At 39.1% G+C, this 18,885-nt stretch carries 19 protein-coding genes and 1 pseudogene; 14 read left to right on the forward strand and 6 right to left on the reverse strand.

Features of this window, described 5'->3' with window-relative positions; genetic code table 11:
• Window positions 1-134 precede the first annotated feature (134 nt).
• The 3 genes from CEQ21_RS19655 to gndA all read left to right on the forward strand — a co-directional run bounded on the left by CEQ21_RS19655 (window position 135) and on the right by gndA (window position 3,464).
• Complete coding sequence (locus CEQ21_RS19655) at window positions 135-611, forward strand: chemotaxis protein CheW (RefSeq protein ID WP_235907287.1); 477 nt, start codon at window positions 135-137, stop codon at window positions 609-611.
• 22 nt (window positions 612-633) lie between these two features.
• Window positions 634-1,893, forward strand: a complete 1,260-nt coding sequence (locus CEQ21_RS19660; RefSeq protein ID WP_185765964.1) for a DNA polymerase IV — start codon at window positions 634-636, stop codon at window positions 1,891-1,893.
• A 161-nt stretch (window positions 1,894-2,054) separates the two neighbouring features.
• Complete coding sequence (gene gndA / locus CEQ21_RS19665) at window positions 2,055-3,464, forward strand: NADP-dependent phosphogluconate dehydrogenase (protein ID WP_144452715.1); 1,410 nt, start codon at window positions 2,055-2,057, stop codon at window positions 3,462-3,464.
• 49 nt (window positions 3,465-3,513) lie between these two features.
• Here gndA and CEQ21_RS19670 read toward each other — a convergent pair whose 3' ends face one another.
• On the reverse strand, window positions 3,514-4,623 hold the full coding sequence (locus tag CEQ21_RS19670) for a metallophosphoesterase (protein WP_185767343.1): 1,110 nt from the start codon (window positions 4,621-4,623) through the stop codon (window positions 3,514-3,516).
• An 87-nt stretch (window positions 4,624-4,710) separates the two neighbouring features.
• Window positions 4,711-6,216, reverse strand: a complete 1,506-nt coding sequence (gene zwf, locus CEQ21_RS19675; protein WP_185765965.1) for a glucose-6-phosphate dehydrogenase — start codon at window positions 6,214-6,216, stop codon at window positions 4,711-4,713.
• Window positions 6,217-6,605: 389 nt separating this feature from the next.
• Here zwf and rnz point away from each other — a divergent pair, with 389 nt between their 5' ends.
• From rnz to msrA, 3 genes are all read left to right on the forward strand, one after another.
• Entirely contained in the window at window positions 6,606-7,556 is a 951-nt protein-coding gene (rnz, locus tag CEQ21_RS19680) for a ribonuclease Z (protein ID WP_185765966.1), read from the forward strand.
• Window positions 7,553-8,344: an SDR family NAD(P)-dependent oxidoreductase gene (locus CEQ21_RS19685; RefSeq protein WP_185765967.1), complete on the forward strand. Its 792-nt coding sequence runs from the start codon at window positions 7,553-7,555 to the stop codon at window positions 8,342-8,344. Before rnz ends, CEQ21_RS19685 begins: the two co-directional genes overlap by 4 nt.
• Window positions 8,345-8,534: 190 nt before the next feature.
• Complete coding sequence (gene msrA / locus CEQ21_RS19690; protein ID WP_185765968.1) at window positions 8,535-9,050, forward strand: peptide-methionine (S)-S-oxide reductase MsrA; 516 nt, start codon at window positions 8,535-8,537, stop codon at window positions 9,048-9,050.
• A 404-nt stretch (window positions 9,051-9,454) separates the two neighbouring features.
• Here msrA and CEQ21_RS19695 read toward each other — a convergent pair whose 3' ends face one another.
• Window positions 9,455-10,363 (reverse strand): alpha/beta hydrolase, encoded by a 909-nt coding sequence (locus tag CEQ21_RS19695; RefSeq protein ID WP_185765969.1) that lies wholly within the window; start codon window positions 10,361-10,363, stop codon window positions 9,455-9,457.
• A gap of 352 nt (window positions 10,364-10,715) precedes the next feature.
• On the opposite strand from CEQ21_RS19695, the gene CEQ21_RS19700 reads away from it, so the two are divergent.
• Together CEQ21_RS19700 and CEQ21_RS19705 are read left to right on the forward strand one after the other, a co-directional pair.
• Window positions 10,716-11,165, forward strand: coding sequence for an OsmC family protein (locus CEQ21_RS19700; RefSeq protein ID WP_185765970.1), 450 nt, complete (start codon window positions 10,716-10,718; stop codon window positions 11,163-11,165).
• Window positions 11,166-11,183: 18 nt separating this feature from the next.
• Window positions 11,184-11,432: a YqkE family protein gene (locus tag CEQ21_RS19705; RefSeq protein ID WP_185765971.1), complete on the forward strand. Its 249-nt coding sequence runs from the start codon at window positions 11,184-11,186 to the stop codon at window positions 11,430-11,432.
• A 49-nt stretch (window positions 11,433-11,481) separates the two neighbouring features.
• Here the strand turns inward: CEQ21_RS19705 and CEQ21_RS19710 are convergent.
• The 3 genes and pseudogenes from CEQ21_RS19710 to mciZ form a co-directional block, all read right to left on the reverse strand.
• A pseudogene (locus CEQ21_RS19710) lies at window positions 11,482-12,793 on the reverse strand (IS3 family transposase).
• 122 nt (window positions 12,794-12,915) lie between these two features.
• Window positions 12,916-13,827 (reverse strand): aldo/keto reductase, encoded by a 912-nt coding sequence (locus tag CEQ21_RS19715; RefSeq protein WP_185767344.1) that lies wholly within the window; start codon window positions 13,825-13,827, stop codon window positions 12,916-12,918.
• A 75-nt stretch (window positions 13,828-13,902) separates the two neighbouring features.
• The gene (gene mciZ, locus CEQ21_RS19720) at window positions 13,903-14,055 is read right to left on the reverse strand and encodes a Z-ring formation inhibitor MciZ (protein ID WP_185765972.1); all 153 of its coding nucleotides are present in this window, start codon (window positions 14,053-14,055) and stop codon (window positions 13,903-13,905) included.
• Between the two features lie 95 nt (window positions 14,056-14,150).
• Here mciZ and CEQ21_RS19725 point away from each other — a divergent pair, with 95 nt between their 5' ends.
• The 6 genes from CEQ21_RS19725 (at window position 14,151) to xerD (ending at window position 18,816) form a co-directional block, all read left to right on the forward strand.
• On the forward strand, window positions 14,151-14,693 hold the full coding sequence (locus tag CEQ21_RS19725; RefSeq protein WP_185765973.1) for an NUDIX domain-containing protein: 543 nt from the start codon (window positions 14,151-14,153) through the stop codon (window positions 14,691-14,693).
• Between the two features lie 10 nt (window positions 14,694-14,703).
• The gene (locus tag CEQ21_RS19730; RefSeq protein WP_185765974.1) at window positions 14,704-15,876 is read left to right on the forward strand and encodes an endonuclease Q family protein; all 1,173 of its coding nucleotides are present in this window, start codon (window positions 14,704-14,706) and stop codon (window positions 15,874-15,876) included.
• A 441-nt stretch (window positions 15,877-16,317) separates the two neighbouring features.
• Window positions 16,318-16,986: a stage II sporulation protein M gene (spoIIM, locus tag CEQ21_RS19735; protein ID WP_185765975.1), complete on the forward strand. Its 669-nt coding sequence runs from the start codon at window positions 16,318-16,320 to the stop codon at window positions 16,984-16,986.
• A gap of 123 nt (window positions 16,987-17,109) precedes the next feature.
• A complete protein-coding gene (locus CEQ21_RS19740) occupies window positions 17,110-17,559 on the forward strand; it encodes a ferric iron uptake transcriptional regulator (protein ID WP_127737555.1) in 450 nt (149 codons plus the stop codon).
• 132 nt (window positions 17,560-17,691) lie between these two features.
• Window positions 17,692-17,919 (forward strand): YqzK family protein, encoded by a 228-nt coding sequence (locus CEQ21_RS19745; protein ID WP_185765976.1) that lies wholly within the window; start codon window positions 17,692-17,694, stop codon window positions 17,917-17,919.
• 6 nt (window positions 17,920-17,925) lie between these two features.
• On the forward strand, window positions 17,926-18,816 hold the full coding sequence (xerD, locus tag CEQ21_RS19750; RefSeq protein WP_185765977.1) for a site-specific tyrosine recombinase XerD: 891 nt from the start codon (window positions 17,926-17,928) through the stop codon (window positions 18,814-18,816).
• The last annotated feature ends 69 nt before the right edge of the window (window positions 18,817-18,885 follow it).

The raw sequence follows: 18,885 nt of genomic DNA on the forward strand, positions 1-18,885 counted from the left end.
TTGCCCGTTTTGCTTATGTAGGAATTAGGCTTTTTTATAGAGGAATTCAATGAAAATTAGTATAATAATACTAGGTAGATTCCGAAATTATTGATTATACATAAAAGTTTATAGAGAAAGCGGGAGAAAAACGAATGATAGAAGCTATAGATAAAGCCGTTATATTTCAAGTAGGAAGTGGCGAATACGCTATTTCCATCCAGAATGTTATATCCATTGAAAAAGAGGAGAATATAACTAGTGTTGCCCAGCTGCCATCCTATGTAATTGGTATAACGAAGGTGCGAGATGAGCTGATTCCAGTGATTGATCTTGAAAATATCTTATATAACAAAACATCTTCGTCATCAGAGCATAACAGACTGATTGTCATCAGACAGGAGGAACTGTCATTTGCTGTCCTGGTTCATGCGGCGAAAGAAATAATTGACGTAAAAGCCGAGATGGTTAAGCAAGCAGGCCTGTCCGTTTACCAAAAGACAAGTTATTTTACTGGTGTTTTAAACATAGAGGATGATCGCTTAATTATGATGATTGATCCGAAAAATTTACTTGATTCACTTGCAGGCCTCAACGATATCAAGGATTATATGAATAAACAGCCTGTGTAAAAGATGAGGATTGGTGGGTGCTATGAAGGAGTTCTATCCGAAAAAAGGCAGAGTAATTTTGCATGTTGATATGAACAGTTTTTATGCATCTGTAGAAATGGCATATGACCCTGAGTTAAAGGGAAAGCCACTTGCTATTGCTGGCAATGTTGAGGAACGTAAAGGGATTATCATTACTTGCAGCTATGAGGCCAGAAAATTTGGCGTGAAAACAACGATGCCTTTATGGGAAGCGAAAAAACTGTGTCCTAATATGATTATTAAGAAGCCCCAGTTTGACAGATATCGAACTGCCTCTGTTGCCATGTTTGATATTTTGCGTGAGTTCACCGACTTAGTTGAGCCTGTTTCCATTGATGAGGGTTATCTTGATATTACAGAAAGTTATCAATTGGGAACACCGCTTGAAATAGCGGAAACTATCCAAAAAAGAATATACGAGAGACTTGATTTGCCATGCAGTATTGGGATTGCTCCTAATAAATTTCTTGCCAAAATGGCGTCGGATTTTAAGAAACCGATGGGGATCACGGTATTGCGGAAAAGAGATGTTCCTTCTGTGCTTTGGCCACTTGCTGTGGAGGAAATGCACGGAATTGGCAAGAAGACAGGCGAAAAGCTTAGGAGTCAAGGAATTGAGACAATTAAGGCGCTTGCTGAGGCTGATTCTATCCAGCTGAAGGGTTTGCTCGGTATAAATGGGCCACGGCTTAAGGAACGGGCAAATGGAATTGATAGCAGACATGTCGATCCGCAAAGTGCCAATGAATTTAAAAGTATCGGTAACTCAACGACCCTTGCTAAGGATACATCAAACCAGCAGGAGCTATTTCAAACAATAGCTGAGCTGGCACACAAAGTCGCAACGCGCATGAAGCGCAAGAAAGTCCACACAAAGGGGATAAGCATAACAATCCGCTATAGTAACAGAAAGAGCTTCTCAAAAAGTAAAAAGCTGAATAATCCGCTTAAGTCAGAAAGTGATTTAATAGAGGTCAGTAAAGAACTATTTCTGCAGGCCTGGGATGGAAATCCGATTAGACTGCTTGGCATCACTGCGACAGACTTAGTAGAAAACAACCATGTTGCAAAACAGCTAGACTTGTTTTCCTTTGAGAAGGAAGCGGAAAAAGAACCGCTATGGAAAACAATTGAACAGCTGAAGGAGAAGTACGGCACGAAGATTATTGAACCTGCCTCTGAGCGAAATGGAATATCAAAATCGGATGAGGATGTTGGAACTCAAACCAGTTTTAACAAAGATTTCCTCCAAGGAAAGTAGTTTTTAAGATAATTTGCTTTTTGAGAAAATTTTTTTCAGAATTTCGATGAAAGTTTGTTTGGAATGAGCTAGAATAGTTGTATAAATAGTAGAATCTTGCTAAAGTAAAGTGAATTCAACTATAAAGCTAAGGATACATAGTTTAGAAGGGACGTTAAAAGATGACAAAACAGCAATTTGGGGTTATTGGTTTAGCAGTAATGGGTAAAAACCTTGCTATGAACATCGAAAGCAGGGGCTACACTGTTTCAGTATTCAACCGTTCTAAAGAAAAAACGGAAGAAATGCTGCAAGAAACAGAAGGCAAAAACATTTTCGGAACATACACAATGGAAGAGTTTGTGCAATCATTGGAAGTGCCTCGTAAAATCATGCTTATGGTTAAAGCAGGCCCAGCAACTGATGCTACAATCGAACAATTAAAGCCATTGCTTGATAAAGGCGACATTGTTATTGATGGAGGAAACACTTTCTTCGTAGATACGCAACGACGCAACAAGGAACTAAGTGAGCTTGGAATCCACTTTATCGGAACAGGTGTATCCGGTGGGGAAGAGGGAGCTCTTAAAGGGCCTTCTATCATGCCTGGTGGACAAAAAGAAGCTTATGAGCTTGTAGCTCCTATCTTCCAAGATATTTCCGCTAAAGTGAACGATGAGCCTTGTACAACATACATTGGTCCAGACGGTGCTGGCCACTATGTAAAAATGGTTCATAACGGAATTGAGTATGGAGATATGCAATTAATCTGTGAAGCATACTTCATCATGAAGCATGTTCTTGGCCTTGAAGCTCAAGAATTGCATGAAGTGTTTGCTGACTGGAACAAAGGCGAGCTTGACAGCTACTTGATCGAAATCACTGCAGATATCTTCACTAAAGTGGACGAAGAAACTGGTAAACCGCTAGTTGACTTGATTCTTGACACTGCAGGCCAAAAAGGTACTGGTAAATGGACAAGCCAAAGTGCATTAGACTTAGGTGTTCCGCTTCCAATGATTACTGAATCAGTATTTGCACGCTTCATTTCTGCAATGAAAGACGAGCGTACAAAAGCTAGCAAAGTATTGACTGGACCAGAAATCAAAGCATTCACTGGCGATAAAGCAGCATACATTGAGTCTGTTCGCAAAGCGCTATACTTGAGCAAGATTGTTTCTTATGCGCAAGGTTTCGCGCAAATGAGAGCTGCATCTGAAGAATATAACTGGGATCTTAACTACGGTGAGATTGCGATGATTTTCCGTGGGGGCTGCATTATTCGTGCGCAATTCCTACAAAAAATCAAGGATGCTTATGACCGTGACCCAGAATTGAAAAACCTATTGCTTGATCCTTACTTCAGCGATATCACTGAGCAATACCAATCTGCACTTCGTGAAGTAATTTCAGGTGCTGTATTAAACGGTATTCCTGTACCAAGCTTTGCTGCTGCACTAGCTTACTTTGACAGCTACCGTACAGAAACACTTCCAGCAAACCTTCTCCAAGCACAACGTGACTATTTCGGTGCGCACACATACCAACGCACTGATAAAGAAGGCGTATTCCACACGAACTGGATGAAATAATAAGCTAAACAAAAAAACACCTATATGGTGTTTTTTTGTTTGCTTGCTTTTATACGAATTCAACATCAATACATACAATTTCCGAACGGCTTCCTAAACGAACCGGAGGCCCCCAAAAGCCATATCCAGACGATACGATTGCATGAAGCTGCTCCTTTTGTTTATAGCCCCAATCAAGTTCAAATACCCTTCTTGTAATGAAATGATTTGGTGCCATTTGACCTCTATGTGTATGGCCAGATAAGGATAAATCGATGCCCTCCTCCATTGCTTGCACTAACTCTGCAGGCTGGTGGTCCATCATAATAATAGGAAGATCAGCTGACTTTTGTTTAACCAGTTCCTTGATAGGTAAGCGCTTTGTATCTGTTTTATCTTTTCTGCCTATCAGGATAAACCGGTCATCAATGACTTCTGTCTCATCCATTAAAATTTTTACACCGACTCGATTCATTTCCTCCAAAAACTCCGGAATTTTTTTGCCATAATATTCATGGTTTCCTAGCACGCCGTATACTCCTAACGGAGCCTCTAATTCCATCATTTTATCGCCCATTTTTTTACGGAGAAAGGGAATAGGGTCATCATCAATAATATCGCCAGGAAAAAGAATAATATCCGGTGTTAATCCATTGATTTGCTCAACAAGACGGTTTAAATGAGCATTGCCTGAAAGTGTGCCGAAATGCATATCTGATGCCATCGCTATTCTCAGCTTACTTGGTTTTGCAGCTGTTTTCGGTATCATAAGTTCATATTGTCTGATAACAGGAGAGTACGCATTATAGCTCCCGGCAATCAGTAAATAGGCAAATGCTATAAAGGTGACAATCCCAATAATGGCAATTGTTTTATCAGCATCTGTATATCTTGAAATAATGAATGCAGACAGATCTGCTAATGGCAGGATAAGGACAGCATATTGAAGAAAACCGAGCCAGTAGGAACCGACAATTCGGAATACAGGAATGGACCGAATGAGATGGCCGACAAAATACGAATAAGCGACGATAAGCAGTAAAGCTGTCAAAACAGGGACATAAACATTTGGAAGTAATACTTTAAGCCATGTGAAAATATTCCAGCCAATATAGAAAATAATTAAATTATACAGAAGAAACACGAGTAAGAACTGTAAGACTATTTTTGTTTTTCCCATCAAACTTCGAAAACTCCCATCATTTTGATAAGTACATAAAAACGTGAAATCGAGGATTTCACGTTTTTAATATTATTATAAGTATAATCAGCAGACATCTACTTCAAACTGGCTAAGCGGCCACCAGAAGAAGCCATCCTTTTCAAGCAGTTCATCTGCTTCCTTCGGTCCCATGCTGCCAGCAGCATAGTTAGGGAAGTTTTCAGCAGCTGTGCTTGACCAGCTTTGTGAGATTTTATCAACATAGCTCCAAGAAAGGGCTACCTCGTCCCAGTGGGTAAAGTTAGTTGCATCGCCATGAATGCTGTCATCAATCAACTTTTCATATGCTTCAGGTGTATTGATGCTTGCAATGCCTGTGTTAGCATAGCTTAATTTTATTGGTGTTGCTTCCATATTTTGACCAGCTTTTTTAGCATTTAAATGCAACGTAATACCTTCTTCTGGCTGAATATGAATCACAAGCAAGTTTGGAGTCAGTGCTTGATCTTTTTTATCGTAAAGGTTCATCGGGATGTCCTTGAACTGAACAACTATTTTAGTTGATTTTGATTCAAGGCGTTTTCCTGTACGGATGTAAAAAGGAACTCCAGCCCAACGGAAGTTATCAATCATGACTTTTCCGGCTACAAATGTTTCTGTTTGTGATGCTGGATTAACCATTTGTTCTTCTCTGTAGCCTGGTACCTCTTGGTCTTCAACAAGTCCTTTTCCATACTGGCCTCTGACAAAGTAGTTCTTTACGTCTTCCCCTTCGACTGGGCGCATCGCACGGAATACCTTAACCTTCTCAGAACGGATTTCGTCAGGTGTCAGACGAATTGGCGGCTCCATTGCAAGCAGTGCAACCATTTGCAGGATATGATTTTGCACCATATCACGAAGTGCTCCACTAGTTTCATAGTATCTGCCTCGTTCTTCAACACCCAATACTTCACTGGAAGTAACTTGAATATTGCTGATATAGCGGTTATTCCAAAGGTTTTCGAAAATGGCATTAGAGAAACGGATCGTTTCAATATTTTGTACCATTGCTTTTCCTAAATAATGGTCAATTCGGTATACTTCATTTTCAGCAAAAGCTGTCCGGATTTGTTCATTCAGCTCTTTTGCAGATTCTAAGTCATGGCCAAATGGCTTTTCGATGATAAGGCGCTTAAAGCCTGAAACGTCTGTAAGACCATCCTCTTTAAGATGGATAGCAATCGGGCCAAAGAATTCAGGTGCCATTGCCAGATAGAACACACGGTTTCCACCTAAACTGTATTTATTATCCAAGTCGTCTGCGATGTTTTTCAAAGCAGCATAAGAGCTGGAATCAGTAACATCATGTGAATGGTAGCAGAAGTGAGAAGCAAATGCTTCTAAATCCTTGCTTCCATCAATTGCATCAGCGACAGAGTTCACTACATTTTGTTTGAACTGCTCATCCGTTAACGTTCTTCTTCCAACACCAACGACAGCAAAGCGGGAAAGCTTGCCTTTTTGATACAGTCGGTAAAGGGAAGGAAACAGTTTTCTGTTTGCCAAATCTCCAGTTGCCCCAAAAATCATGATTAACGCAGTAGAATGTTGATTTTGATTCACGTACATGGACCTCTTTTCTATATATATGTATGGATCTCAATGCTTTTATCTCCAATGGTGTTGATCTTGCCATGTTTTCTCTATGGTAAGCATCTTACAGGTATAGAATTTTAGCTGACTAAAATCATTTTAGCAAATATTATGTTTGAATATTTGAAAATTTTAGTTAAGTAGGCAGCCTCTACGTCCATACCTAAAAAATATGTTGTCTTTTTAGATATTACATGATAATAGGGAAACTTACTAGGAAAAAGTTTTAATATATTTGGATTAGGTCATTTTTTGCATTATACTGCTAGTATCAACGGTTATTTTGTGCAAATTTTACAATGTTAGCATACATAACCACTAATATAGGTAAACAAGAGAAAATGAGAAAGAAGTGAATGGTTTTTATGCAATTAACATTTTTAGGAACTGGTGCTGGAATACCAGCAAAAGCGAGGAATGTGACAAGCATCGCGTTAAAGCTGCTCGAGGAAACAGGGAGCATTTGGCTATTTGATTGTGGTGAAGCGACACAGCATCAAATTTTACATACGAATATTAAGCCGCGAAGAGTGGAAAAGGTGTTTATTACTCACCTCCATGGTGATCATATATACGGTTTACCCGGCTTTTTGGCAAGCAGGTCCTTTCAAGGCGGAGAATCTCCACTGACTGTTTACGGTCCAAAAGGCATTGCAGACTATATTGCTGTCAGCTTGAAGGTCAGTCAAACTTATTTGAAATATGAACTGAATATAGTTGAAGTTAATGAGGGCATAGTTTTAGACGAAGATAAGTTTTTTGTCGAAGCGAAAATGCTAGAGCATGGTGTGCAAAGCTTTGGTTATCGGGTTGTTGAGAAGGATCGGCCAGGCGGACTATTGACAGAAAAATTGGCGGAAATGGGAGTTAAGCCTGGACCACTATTCAGAGAAATTAAAGCAGGCAAGCAAGTAACCCTCGAAAATGGCATCATCATTGACGGAAAGGACTTTGTTGGTCCTAGTATACAAGGTAGAATAGTGACGATTCTCGGTGATACAAGAAGCTGTAATGCTGCTATTGAATTGGCAAAAGCAGCAGATGTCCTAGTGCATGAAGCTACATTTTCAGAAAAAGAAGCGGCAATAGCTGGCGAGTATTATCATTCAACAGCAGGACAAGCCGCAACGAATGCGAAGGAAGCAGGCGTGAAATGCTTGATTCTCACACATATCAGTGCGAGATACGATACTGTTGAAACTTTGCTTGAGGAGGCACAAGCAATCTTTCCTGCTTCATCTGTAGCGGAGGACTTTAAAGAGTATGAAATTCCAGCTTATAAAGAAGAGCAAGCAAATGGAGAGGTGAAGAAATGAGAGACTTACAAGGCAAGAATATTATCATAACAGGTGCATCCTCCGGAATTGGAGAAAGGCTGGCTGAGAATGCTGCAAAGCTTGGTGCTAGGCCAGTCCTTATCGCAAGATCTGAAGACAAGCTGAAGGAAATTGCGGCGAGAATTCAGAAAGATACAGGTGTAGAGCCCCTGTATTATGTGTTGGATGTAAGTGATTTGGATAAAGTCCGCGAGGTTTTTGCGGAAATATATAAACAGGTAGGCTTTGTCGATATTCTCGTCAACAATGCTGGATTCGGTGTTTTTGAGTATTTGCATGAAACGGATATGCAGGATATGGAAAGTATGTTTGCGGTTAATGTGCTCGGTCTTATTTCGTGTACAAAAGAGGTTCTGCCAACTATGCTGCAGGAGAACAAGGGGCATATAATTAATATTGCTTCACAAGCCGGCAAGCTTGCCACTGCAAAATCATCTGGTTATTCTGCAACAAAGCATGCTGTTTTAGGCTTCACTAATAGTCTCCGGATGGAGGTTGCCAAAACTGCTATTCATGTGTCTGCGGTTAATCCTGGTCCAATTGATACGAACTTCTTTGAAATAGCAGATAAGTCAGGAAACTATGTAAAGAATGTGCAGAAATTTATGCTAACAACCGAATACGTAGCGGACCGTATTACGGCACTGCTTTTAAAGCCAAAAAGAGAGCTGAACCTGCCAGGGTGGATGAATGCAGGCAGTATCCTGTACAGTTTATTTCCGCGCATAGCAGATAGGGTGATGGGCGGCATGCTTGATAAAAAATGAGCTGTAAATAGGGGAGTCGGAAATAAACAGCTATATGCAGTCTGTGTGCAGTAACATCCATTTGCACAGCAGTTCTTTTTTTAGTGTTAAATGGTAGTATCCTACTAGATTTTATTATATACTAGTTTCAATCTGTAAGGGAAAAGCTTCTATATTGGAAGCATTATTGGGATAGAAAGAGGGAGACAACATGGAAAAAGCGACATTTGCAGGCGGATGCTTTTGGTGTATGGTAACACCTTTTGATGAGCTTCCTGGAATTGGCGGTATAGTGTCAGGCTATACGGGCGGACATATCGAAAATCCTACATATGAGCAAGTGAAAACAGGAACTACTGGACATGCAGAAGTGGTAGAGATCACCTTTGATCCAGCGTTATTTCCATACGAAAGACTGTTGGAACTGTATTGGCAGCAAATTGATCCAACAGACAGCGGCGGACAATTTCATGACAGAGGCTCTCAATATCGCACGGCGATTTATTATCATAATGAAAAGCAAAAACAGCTGGCAGAGGAGTCGAAAAAGGCAATTGAAGACAGTGGTCGCTTCAAAAAGCCAATTGTTACGGAAATTGAGCCTGCTGTCACTTTTTATCCTGCTGAGGAGTATCACCAAGACTATCATAAGAAAAACAAGCAGCATTATAAAGAGGACAGAGAAAAGTCCGGCAGAGATGACTATATAAACGACCATTGGAAGTAAGAAAAAAGAGGCTGGGACATAAGTAAGTGAATCTGCATAAAAACCGAACTACTTAATCAACCAATTATTAAATAGTTCGGCTTTTTTGTGTTTTTTAGTTTTAATACACTGATTAGAAAACTTAGTGGAATGGAGCGGAGGTCACTCGACTCCTGCGGGAAATAGAGGAAAGGCTTAGACCCCGCAGGCGATGCAGTGCAATGAAACGAACTAATTTTAAACCCATATACTATTTAGTCACGTGCTTCTTTTTTCAAATTTAGATGTAATTTTATTATTCGTGTTTAGAAAGGTTATCTTTTGTTTTGTCCCAGCCTCTTTTTCGTTCCAATATTAAAATTCTGTTTGCAAAAGTTTCAGAGCTTCAAACAATCTTAAGCACTCTCTAATAAAGCATCTGCCTATTATTTCATAACGTACTCCTGCAAAAAGTCATCAATTACTTGTTCGTATTCTTGCTTATTTTCATTATAGCTTTGAGCATGGAACCCGTTTAATGCAAGAAAAAGCTTCTTCGGTCCCTTTTTCTTTTCGAACAGCTTTTGTGTCATTTCAGGCAAAATAAAGGTGTCCTTTTCACTATGAATAAATAGCATTGGCTTCTCAATTTTATCAATTACAGCAATTGGGGAGACTTGGCGGATAGAATATCGCTGTCTGGCCCGCAGGACCAAATCAGCAATTGGCAGGAACAGATTTCCCGGCACCTTCATTTCAGCCTTGACTAAATGGTTCAATTGTTCACCAAAGTCGGAGAAAGGACAATCAGCAATATAAAAATCAGCTCCGTCCTCAACCATGCCAGCATATAAAATCATCGTGGCCGCACCCATTGACTCCCCGTGAATTCCTAAAAGAATGTCTTCGCCTTTATCCGCCTTTAACCAATCAACAACCGCCTTTAAGTCGAATTTCTCAAAATGACCGAAGCTTGTTGTTTTACCGCCAGACTCGCCGTGCCTGCGATGATCATAAATAATGACATTAAATCCTCTTTCTATAAACATATTCATATATTTGACGGAATTTAATTTGTTTTCTGTTACTCCATGAGCAATAATAATGTAGCACTTATTTGGATATGGCTCTGTAGCAATTGCTTTTAACATATAGCCGTAAGGAGACGGAATACTTATTTCCCTTTTTTTTAATGTCTCCAATGTCACAGGATCAAGCCTTCCGGCGGCTTTTTCTCTGTTAAATATAAATTCGTCCTCTTTTTTCTTCATATACATCAACCTATTTGTACAGTAAACACCGATGGATGTAAAAAATATCAAGAATGAAAAGAAATAGCGAAAAAATTTTTTCACATTCATTCCCCCGAATAAAATAATTTCATTTAAAAAACTACTATGAGTTTACCATTATTTTCTAAAGAAACAAAGCAGACAATAATAGAAAAATATCACCTTTTACGGTTACCGACACATATACAAAACTAAGGATACCCGTAATTTGGCAGATTTAATCAGAGACCGTGCGTTAAAAAGGTATACCCACTAAAAATAGCAGGAATAGTAACAGTATACGGCTTGTTCGATTACGTGACACACCGTTTTTCCCGAAAATAGAGCCTGTTAGTGGAGGGGAAGCGTGGAAATGAACGGGATCTAAAAAATATGTTATGATACAAGCAAGTGCAAACAGAAAGGTTGATCATTAATGGCAGAGCATCATTTTCATTTAAAGGCGAACTGGCCTGGGCTTCGCAATGATATCGGTACAATTGAAAGCGGGAACTTAAAAACGCAAATTTCTATCCCGCAAGAAATGGATGGGCCAGGTGTCGGGACAAACCCTGATGAAATGCTTTTAGGTGCGGCAGCAACTTGTTTCATTATAACGTTGGCTGCTATGATGGAAAGAAGCAATTTAAACAAAAAAAGCTTAAACCTAGAATCGGAAGCGATTGTTGACGTGACAAACGGTATCTTTACATATAAAGAGATTATCCATCGTCCGACAATAATATTAAACGATGAAGCGACGCAAAAAGACGTGGCGCTTGCAGCAAGGCTTGCTGAGAAAGCAGAGGCATCCTGCATGATTACAAGAGCAATTAAAGGCAATGTTAAAGTTAGTTTGGAAGAGACGATACGAATCGGTGACTAAATACTAGGGGAGATCAAAATGAAGAAGAAACAAAACAGACAGACAAAAAAAGAAACTAGCGACAAGCCAGTCACACTTGGAGATATGCTAAATGAACAGCTTGCCAAGCAATTAAAGGATAAGAAGCAAGAACTTAAGGTGGAAGAGGAAGAAAGACTTAAAGCAGAAGAAGCAAGAAAAAAAGAAGAACGCCGCCAAAAAGAAAAAAACAAAAGCTTTGAAGAGCTTCTGAATGATACTTCGATGAACTGGAAAGAATTCAAATAAAAACAGCAGGAAGTGAAGTGACCCCATAAAGTTAGACATGGTTAGCTCATTAGGCAGCTTCTGGGGCATGAGTTCGGTATTGAACCGGACTCATGCCTTTTAATTTTGCCTTAATTCGTATGTGATTATAGTAATAAATGTAGCTCTCCAGTTCTTGTTTAAAGTGCTCCATGTTTTCAAAATCGTGAAGGTAGAATAATTCCGACTTTAATAAACCAAAGAAATTCTCCATGACTGCATTATCCAAACAATTTCCTTTTCGCGACATACTCTGTGTAATTCCATGCTGTTTTAACACGTGACGATAATTACTCATCTGATAGTGCCAGCCTTGATCCGAGTGCAGAATAGGTTTCTCTCCTTCTGGCAAATCCTCCAATGCCTGATTCAACATCTTGGATAGGGAATAGACAGGTCTTTTTTCTACGTTATAGGCATTGATTTCCCCATTGTATAAATCAAGAATAGGAGATAGGTAAAGCTTTTGTCCAAATAAGTGGAACTCTGTCACATCAGTTACCCACTTCTCATTCGGTTTGGTTGTCACGAAGTTATGCTTTAGCACATTGGGGGCTATTTGACCTACTTTCCCTTTATAGGAACGGTATTTTTTTATCCGAACCAAGGATTTTAGCCCAAGTTGTTTCATAAGGCGTATTACCGTCTTATGATCAATATATACACCACGATTTCTTAACTCTAGGTGAATCCGACGGTAGCGATAACGCCCCTTATTCGTGTGGTATATAAACTCAATGTGTTGCTTTATTTCTATATACTTATCCGGACGTTGTATTGCTTTTAATTGATAATAAAATAATAGGTGCTTTTTGCGATACCAGCTATTTTCATTAACTCTGTTATCGGGAATGATTTCCTTAGTTCGTATATCGCCTTTATTTTTTCTTGTTTTGTAGCTTTTCCCTTTCCTGAACTAAGGCATTCAACTTTTTTAAGTAGGCATTCTCCATCTTTAAACGATAGATTTCTTCTTGAAGTTCCTTTACAGAACCTTTATCTAGTGTTTTCTTTGTTTTTTTCTGCGATTTTTCACTCATAAACGGACGCCCCTGTTTCTTCGGTTTTAGAGCGTCTATTCCGCCTTCTTCAAATGCCTTCCTCCACTTTAAAGTGGTTGGTGGAGATGGGTTATTAAAGATAGCTGCTGTTTCCTTGTTAGACGTCCCAGTTTCATTCATAAATTTCAATACGTCTAGTTTAAAGTCAACGGAGTAGTTTGTATAGCGTTTTTCAAAGGCTTTTTCTCCATGTAGCTTATATTGTTTAATCCAATCTTGAAAAAGAGCATAGTTAACCCCAATTTTTCTCGCTATCGTATTTACGCCATCATCACCATCTATCTATTCCAAAACGGCACTAATTTTTTCTTCTATCGAAAATTTGGCCATAAAAAAGACACCTCCAATTGTTAGACCTTTGTCTAACAATTGGGGTGCACTTCAATGCCATTGCTGTTTTATTATTATCTATGGTCTTGATAAATGGATGCCTTGGAAGCCTCCTGAATGATTTTCAATTCATCTGGAGTAAGTGGAGCACTGTTAACAGCATGAGCATTTTCTTGCAACTGCTGGACACTGCTTGCTCCAGCAATAACTGAGGCAACTGCAGGATTAGCAAGATTATATTGTACTGCTGCTTCCAGCAAGGAATGTTTGCCTGCGAATTTTTCCTTTAATAACTCTAATGTGGAGCGAAGTTCTTCTTCCGTATATTCCATATAGCCTTTTGAAGAAAGCTTTCTCGCAAAATTGTCACTAAGCAACCCTTTTGCAACAGGTCCACGTGCAACAACACTTATGCCATTTTCATGAAGTAGCGGCAATGCTTCTTCCTCTGGACGCCTGTCCAATACACTGTATTGCATCATAACAGATACAATATTCGAACGTTTAACATATTCCTTGATGACATTTGGACGAATGGAAGAAATGCCGTAATAACGAATATAGCCTTCTTCCTTCAATTCCTCAAACGCTTCAATCGTTTCATCAATTGGGTCATCCAATGTTCCGCCATGAAGCTGATATAAATCAATGTAATCAGTGCCAAGACGCTTGAGGCTGTTTTTGGCAGCTTCCTTTATGTGGGATTTGCTGGCATCCCATGTCCAGCCTTCTGCACCTTCCTGCCATTTATTTCCTGCTTTACTGGCAATGATGATATCCTCGCGATTTTGCTTGAAGAATTTGCCGAGTAATTGCTCATTATGTCCGAAGTCATACAAATCCGCTGTGTCAAAATAATTAATACCAGCTTCCATTGCTGCCTCCAGCACAGGGAAAGCCGTTTTTTCGTCTGTTCCTAAGCTCATGCATCCAAGACCAAGTGCAGAAATATATAAATCAGATTGTCCTAAACGGTTCTTTTTCATCATAAACACCTCTCTCATGTTAAGCTTGCCTCTTTATTTTATCGAAAAGCAGGAGCAGAAGACAAAGGATGTGCCCTATTTTTTGTCTTCTTTTTTTCGTTGCAGTGTATCTGCTTCTATCCAGTCTTTAACAAACTTATAGTCTTTTTGATAATTTTTGAGCATATGACGCACTTGCCAAGCCTTGCCTGTCAGGATAATTGCGTTTTTTTGTTTGTAAATCTTCAAGGATTGCCTCCGTTTCCTTCCCTTTTGGAAGGGGAAATAAGTATAATGAAATATATGAAAACTGGTTAAGTGAATAGAACAGGAGTGAAACACAGATGGAAAATTTAGAAGAAAAAACAATCAGCACAAAGGAAATCTTCAAAGGAAGAATTATTTCTCTGCAAGTCGATGAGGTGCTGTTGCCGAATGGGAATACTTCGACACGGGAAATCATTAAGCATCCTGGTGCGGTAGCTGTTATTGCCATCACAGAAGACAATAAGCTTGTTGTAGTGGAACAGTACAGAAAAGCCTTTGAAAAAGCGATTATTGAAATTCCGGCAGGTAAGCTGGAAAAGAACGAGGATCCTGCTGTTTGTGCAGGCAGGGAGCTTGAGGAAGAAACAGGCTACGGCTGTCAGGACTTGGAGCATATTACTTCCTTTTATACATCACCAGGATTTGCAGATGAACTAGTTCATGTCTACTTAGCAAAAGGACTGTATAAAAAGGAAGATGCAGCAGGACTTGACGAGGATGAGTTTGTAAACCTTATGGAAATCTCATTAGAAGAAGCGCTTCAGTTAATGAAAGAGCAAAAAATTCTTGATGCTAAAACAATGTATGCTGTTCAATACTGGCAGCTCCTTGGAAAATAAGGTGACAGGGATGAAACACATATTTACAGACTTGCATATTCATATTGGCAGAACAGCAAGCGGTAAAGCTGTAAAAATAACCGGATCTCGAACCTTAACCCTATTGAATATCATTGAATATGCGAGCTTTCAAAAGGGTCTTGATATGATTGGAATTATTGATTGTCATTCGCCTGAAGTATTAATGGAAATGGATACATACATAGAAGAAGGCAGAATGACGCAAAAGGCCGGCGGCGGTCTGGAAATGGATGGTATCACAATTATTCCTGGCTCTGAGTTAGAAATATATGACGATGCTTGTAGTGGACCTATCCATGTGCTCTGCTATTTGCCGACATTGAATGCAATGAAGGAATTTTCCTTATGGCTGTCTGGCAAAATGAAAAATATTCAATTAAGTTCACAACGTATATATGTGACTGGAATTGAGCTGCAGCGAAAGGTGAAAAACCTTGGCGGCCTGTTTATTCCTGCACACATCTTTACACCGTTTAAGAGCTTGTATGGAAGCGGTGTGAAGCGATCGCTTTCAGAGGTTTTCGATCCGTCACTTATTGATGCAGTCGAGCTTGGCTTAAGTTCGAATACAGAAATGGCAGACAATATAAAAGAACTTCATGATTATCCTTATGTAACTAATTCAGATGCCCATTCACTGGCGAAACTCGGCCGTGAATATCAAATTTTGGAGCTGAAGGAAGCATCCTTTCAAGAGCTGGAAAAAGCACTAAAGAGGATGGATGGCAGGAGAATCGTAGCGAATTATGGGATGGACCCATTGTTAGGCAAATACCATGAAACAGTGTGCTTGAAATGTCATAAGCCCTTAGGTGAAGATGAGGCTGCTTGTAGCAGCTGTGGCCATAAAATCGTGAAAAAAGGAGTTGCTGCAAGAATTCAGGAGCTTTCATCGTGCACTACGAAGCCTGAGCGGCCACCCTATATACACCAAGTCCCACTTGAATTCATCCCAGGTTTAGGAAACAAAACACTAGAGAAGCTACTTTCCTATTTCTCAACAGAAATGCAAATCATTCATGCTGCACCATATGAAAAGCTAGCAGAAATAGTTCCAGTTAAAATAGCAGACTATATCCAAGCAGCAAGAGAAGGCAACCTGTCCCTCACAGTAGGAGGCGGAGGCCGTTATGGAAGTGTTTATATTAAGGAAGACAATTAATAAGCAAAACAGGCAGGAAGTAAGTATGTAACCTAATCCAAAACCGACCCATTTTTTGATTAATGGGTCGGTTTTTTTGCGTTGTAGGTTCTCTTAATTACAATTATTAAGGATTTTAGTGGAATGGAGCGAAGGCCACTCAACTACTAAGGGAAATAGAGCCGATTTAGCTCACATAGGCGAGGGCGAGCGCACAATGATACGAACAGAACTAATTTTTAAAGCCATACTCTATTTGATAATTTCATGCTCTATTGTCTCAAATTAGAAATTATTTTTCGTGTTTAGAAAAGTTATATTTTATCTCCTCTCTTTTTAGCATAAAAACTGGACTCTATAAGCTAAATATAATTTGGTAGAAAAATACTAGAGTTACTAGTCATATGCTGCGCTCTTGTTTCATAGAATGAAATAACAGATTGGCACAGAGGAGAGATAGCAATGAAAAAAAATAAGTACCAGAACATTCTAGCAAATCATTTTCGAGAACATTCCTCCATTTATTTATTTATTGCAGTGTTGTTTTTAATGGGTGTCATATTTGGTGCAATTGTGGTTAATAGCCTGACATTAAGCCAAAAAGAAGATCTTTTCTATTATTTATCACAATTTTTCAGCCAAATTTCTAACGGCAAGGTTGCAGACAGCAAAGACTTGTTTATTCAGAGCTTTTCTCATAACAGTAAATTCATCGGCTTAATGTGGCTTCTAGGCATTTCAATTATTGGGTTGCCTGTTATTCTCATTTTATTATTTATAAAAGGAATGGTAGTTGGCTTTACAGTCGGATTTTTAGTGAACCAAATGGGATGGAATGGCTTTTTACTTTCCTTCGTTTCTGTATTACCGCAAAATATCATTATCATTCCTGTGTTCATTATATCTGCAACATTAGCTGTGTCATTCTCCTTCAAGATGATCAGACAGCAATTTATGAAAAAAATGGGAGAACCGATGCTTCCGCTATTCGGGCGATACATGGTATTGTTGGTTGGGGCGATTGTTTCTTTAGTGATAGCTGCAGGTGTTGAAGCGTATATTTCTCCAGGGTTAATGAAATCCATTGTGAATATGGTTAACTCATTTATAGGCGGCTTTAGTTTATATTGAATAAATTATAATGATTTTAAATAACGAATAATTATTGATTCTTATTTATAATAATTTTTATTAGGATTCTAATCCTTCTTCTGTTATAATGATATGGACAGTGGCTAGGGAGGGACTTTCGGAATGGAAAGTAGAATAGATAGAATAAAAAAGCTGTTGCATTCTTCGAGCTATAAATTGACTCCTCAGAGAGAAGCAACAGTGAGGGTTTTGCTAGAGAATGAAGAAGACCACTTAAGTGCAGAAGATGTTTACCTCCTTGTAAAAGAAAAATCGCCCGAAATTGGATTAGCAACAGTTTACCGGACTTTAGAACTTCTGACTGAGCTGAAAATCGTTGATAAAATAAATTTCGGTGATGGTGTTTCTAGATATGACTTACGACAAGAAGGTGCAGCTCACTTTCATCATCATTTAGTATGCATAGAATGTGGTGCTGTTGACGAGATTCAAGAGGATTTATTAGGAGATGTTGAAAAAGTAGTTGAACGTGACTGGAATTTTAAAATAAAAGATCACCGTTTAACCTTTCATGGAATATGTCATCGCTGCAATGAAAAAAGTGCAGATTAAAAAAAGAATGAGAAACCTTTTTCATATGGAGAAGGTTTTTTGATTTGTTTCATAGAATAGGCTCTATTATAGGTATATTTTCTCCGTAAACTGGCATAGCTTTTAATAAGAAACTAGTTTGGAGGAAAATCTATGCTGCAATGGTCTAAAGTTGTCTTTCGGACAGCAAAGGTATTTTTGCTTTTTGTTGGATGTACGATTCTTTTTTATTATGCACTTATATGGTTTAATGAAGAATATCAGGATTTTCATCGCTATGATGAACCGTCTGGAGCTGCTGTGAAAGTGAGCGGTGATGGGGAGGCTGAAGAGTTTTCCTGGAGAGAACGAATATTTCTTTTTTTCTTAAATGGGGAGTAATGATAAATGGAACAACAGCTTAAGGACTTTATGCATTATTTATTAGTGGAAAAGGGTTTGGCAAAAAACACACTAGTTTCTTATGAAAGGGATTTAAAATCCTATTGCAAGTATATAAGAGACATAGAACAAATTGGCCTTACTGATATTCAACGCGCACATATCGTTCGATTTTTGGGGTTTTTGAAGGATAATGGGAAGTCCTCCAAAACAATTGCCAGACATATAGCTTCCATCCGGGCATTTCATCAGTTCCTTTTCCGTGACAGGGTGATAGAAGAGGACCCGACAGTACATATTGAAACCCCGCAGGGAGAGCGGTCATTGCCTAAAGTGCTATCCATGCAAGAGGTGGAGGCATTGCTTGAATTTCCTAAAAAGCTCGACCACTTCGGAAAAAGGGACAAGGCAATGCTTGAGCTCTTGTATGCGACAGGAATCCGTGTGAGTGAATTGATTCAATTGAACTTGGATGATGTCCATTTAATGATGGGGTTTGTTCGCTGTATCGGCAAAGGGAACAAAGAGAGAATTATTCCAATCGGCGGTGCTGCAACAAGGGCTTTAACCGTTTATCTGGAAGAGGGCAGATCAGTTTTTTTGAACAAAAAAGAAAAAACAGATGCGCTCTTTCTTAACCATCATGGCAGAAGACTTTCCCGGCAGGGATTCTGGAAAATCCTTAAACGTCTTGGAAAAGAAGCAGATATCAACAAGGAAATTACGCCACATACGTTAAGGCATTCATTTGCTACCCATCTATTGGAGAATGGGGCCGATTTGCGGGCGGTTCAAGAGATGCTCGGACATGCTGACATCTCAACAACGCAAATTTATACACATGTTACAAAAACTAGATTAAAAGATGTTTATAGTCAATATCATCCAAGAGCATAGGGTCAGCCCTTTCACCGCCTATACATTCGTATGGTGAAAGGCTGGCCCTAAAATAATTGTAGGAAATAG

Source organism: Niallia circulans, from assembly GCF_007273535.1.
Lineage (GTDB): Bacteria > Bacillota > Bacilli > Bacillales > Cytobacillaceae > Niallia > Niallia circulans_B.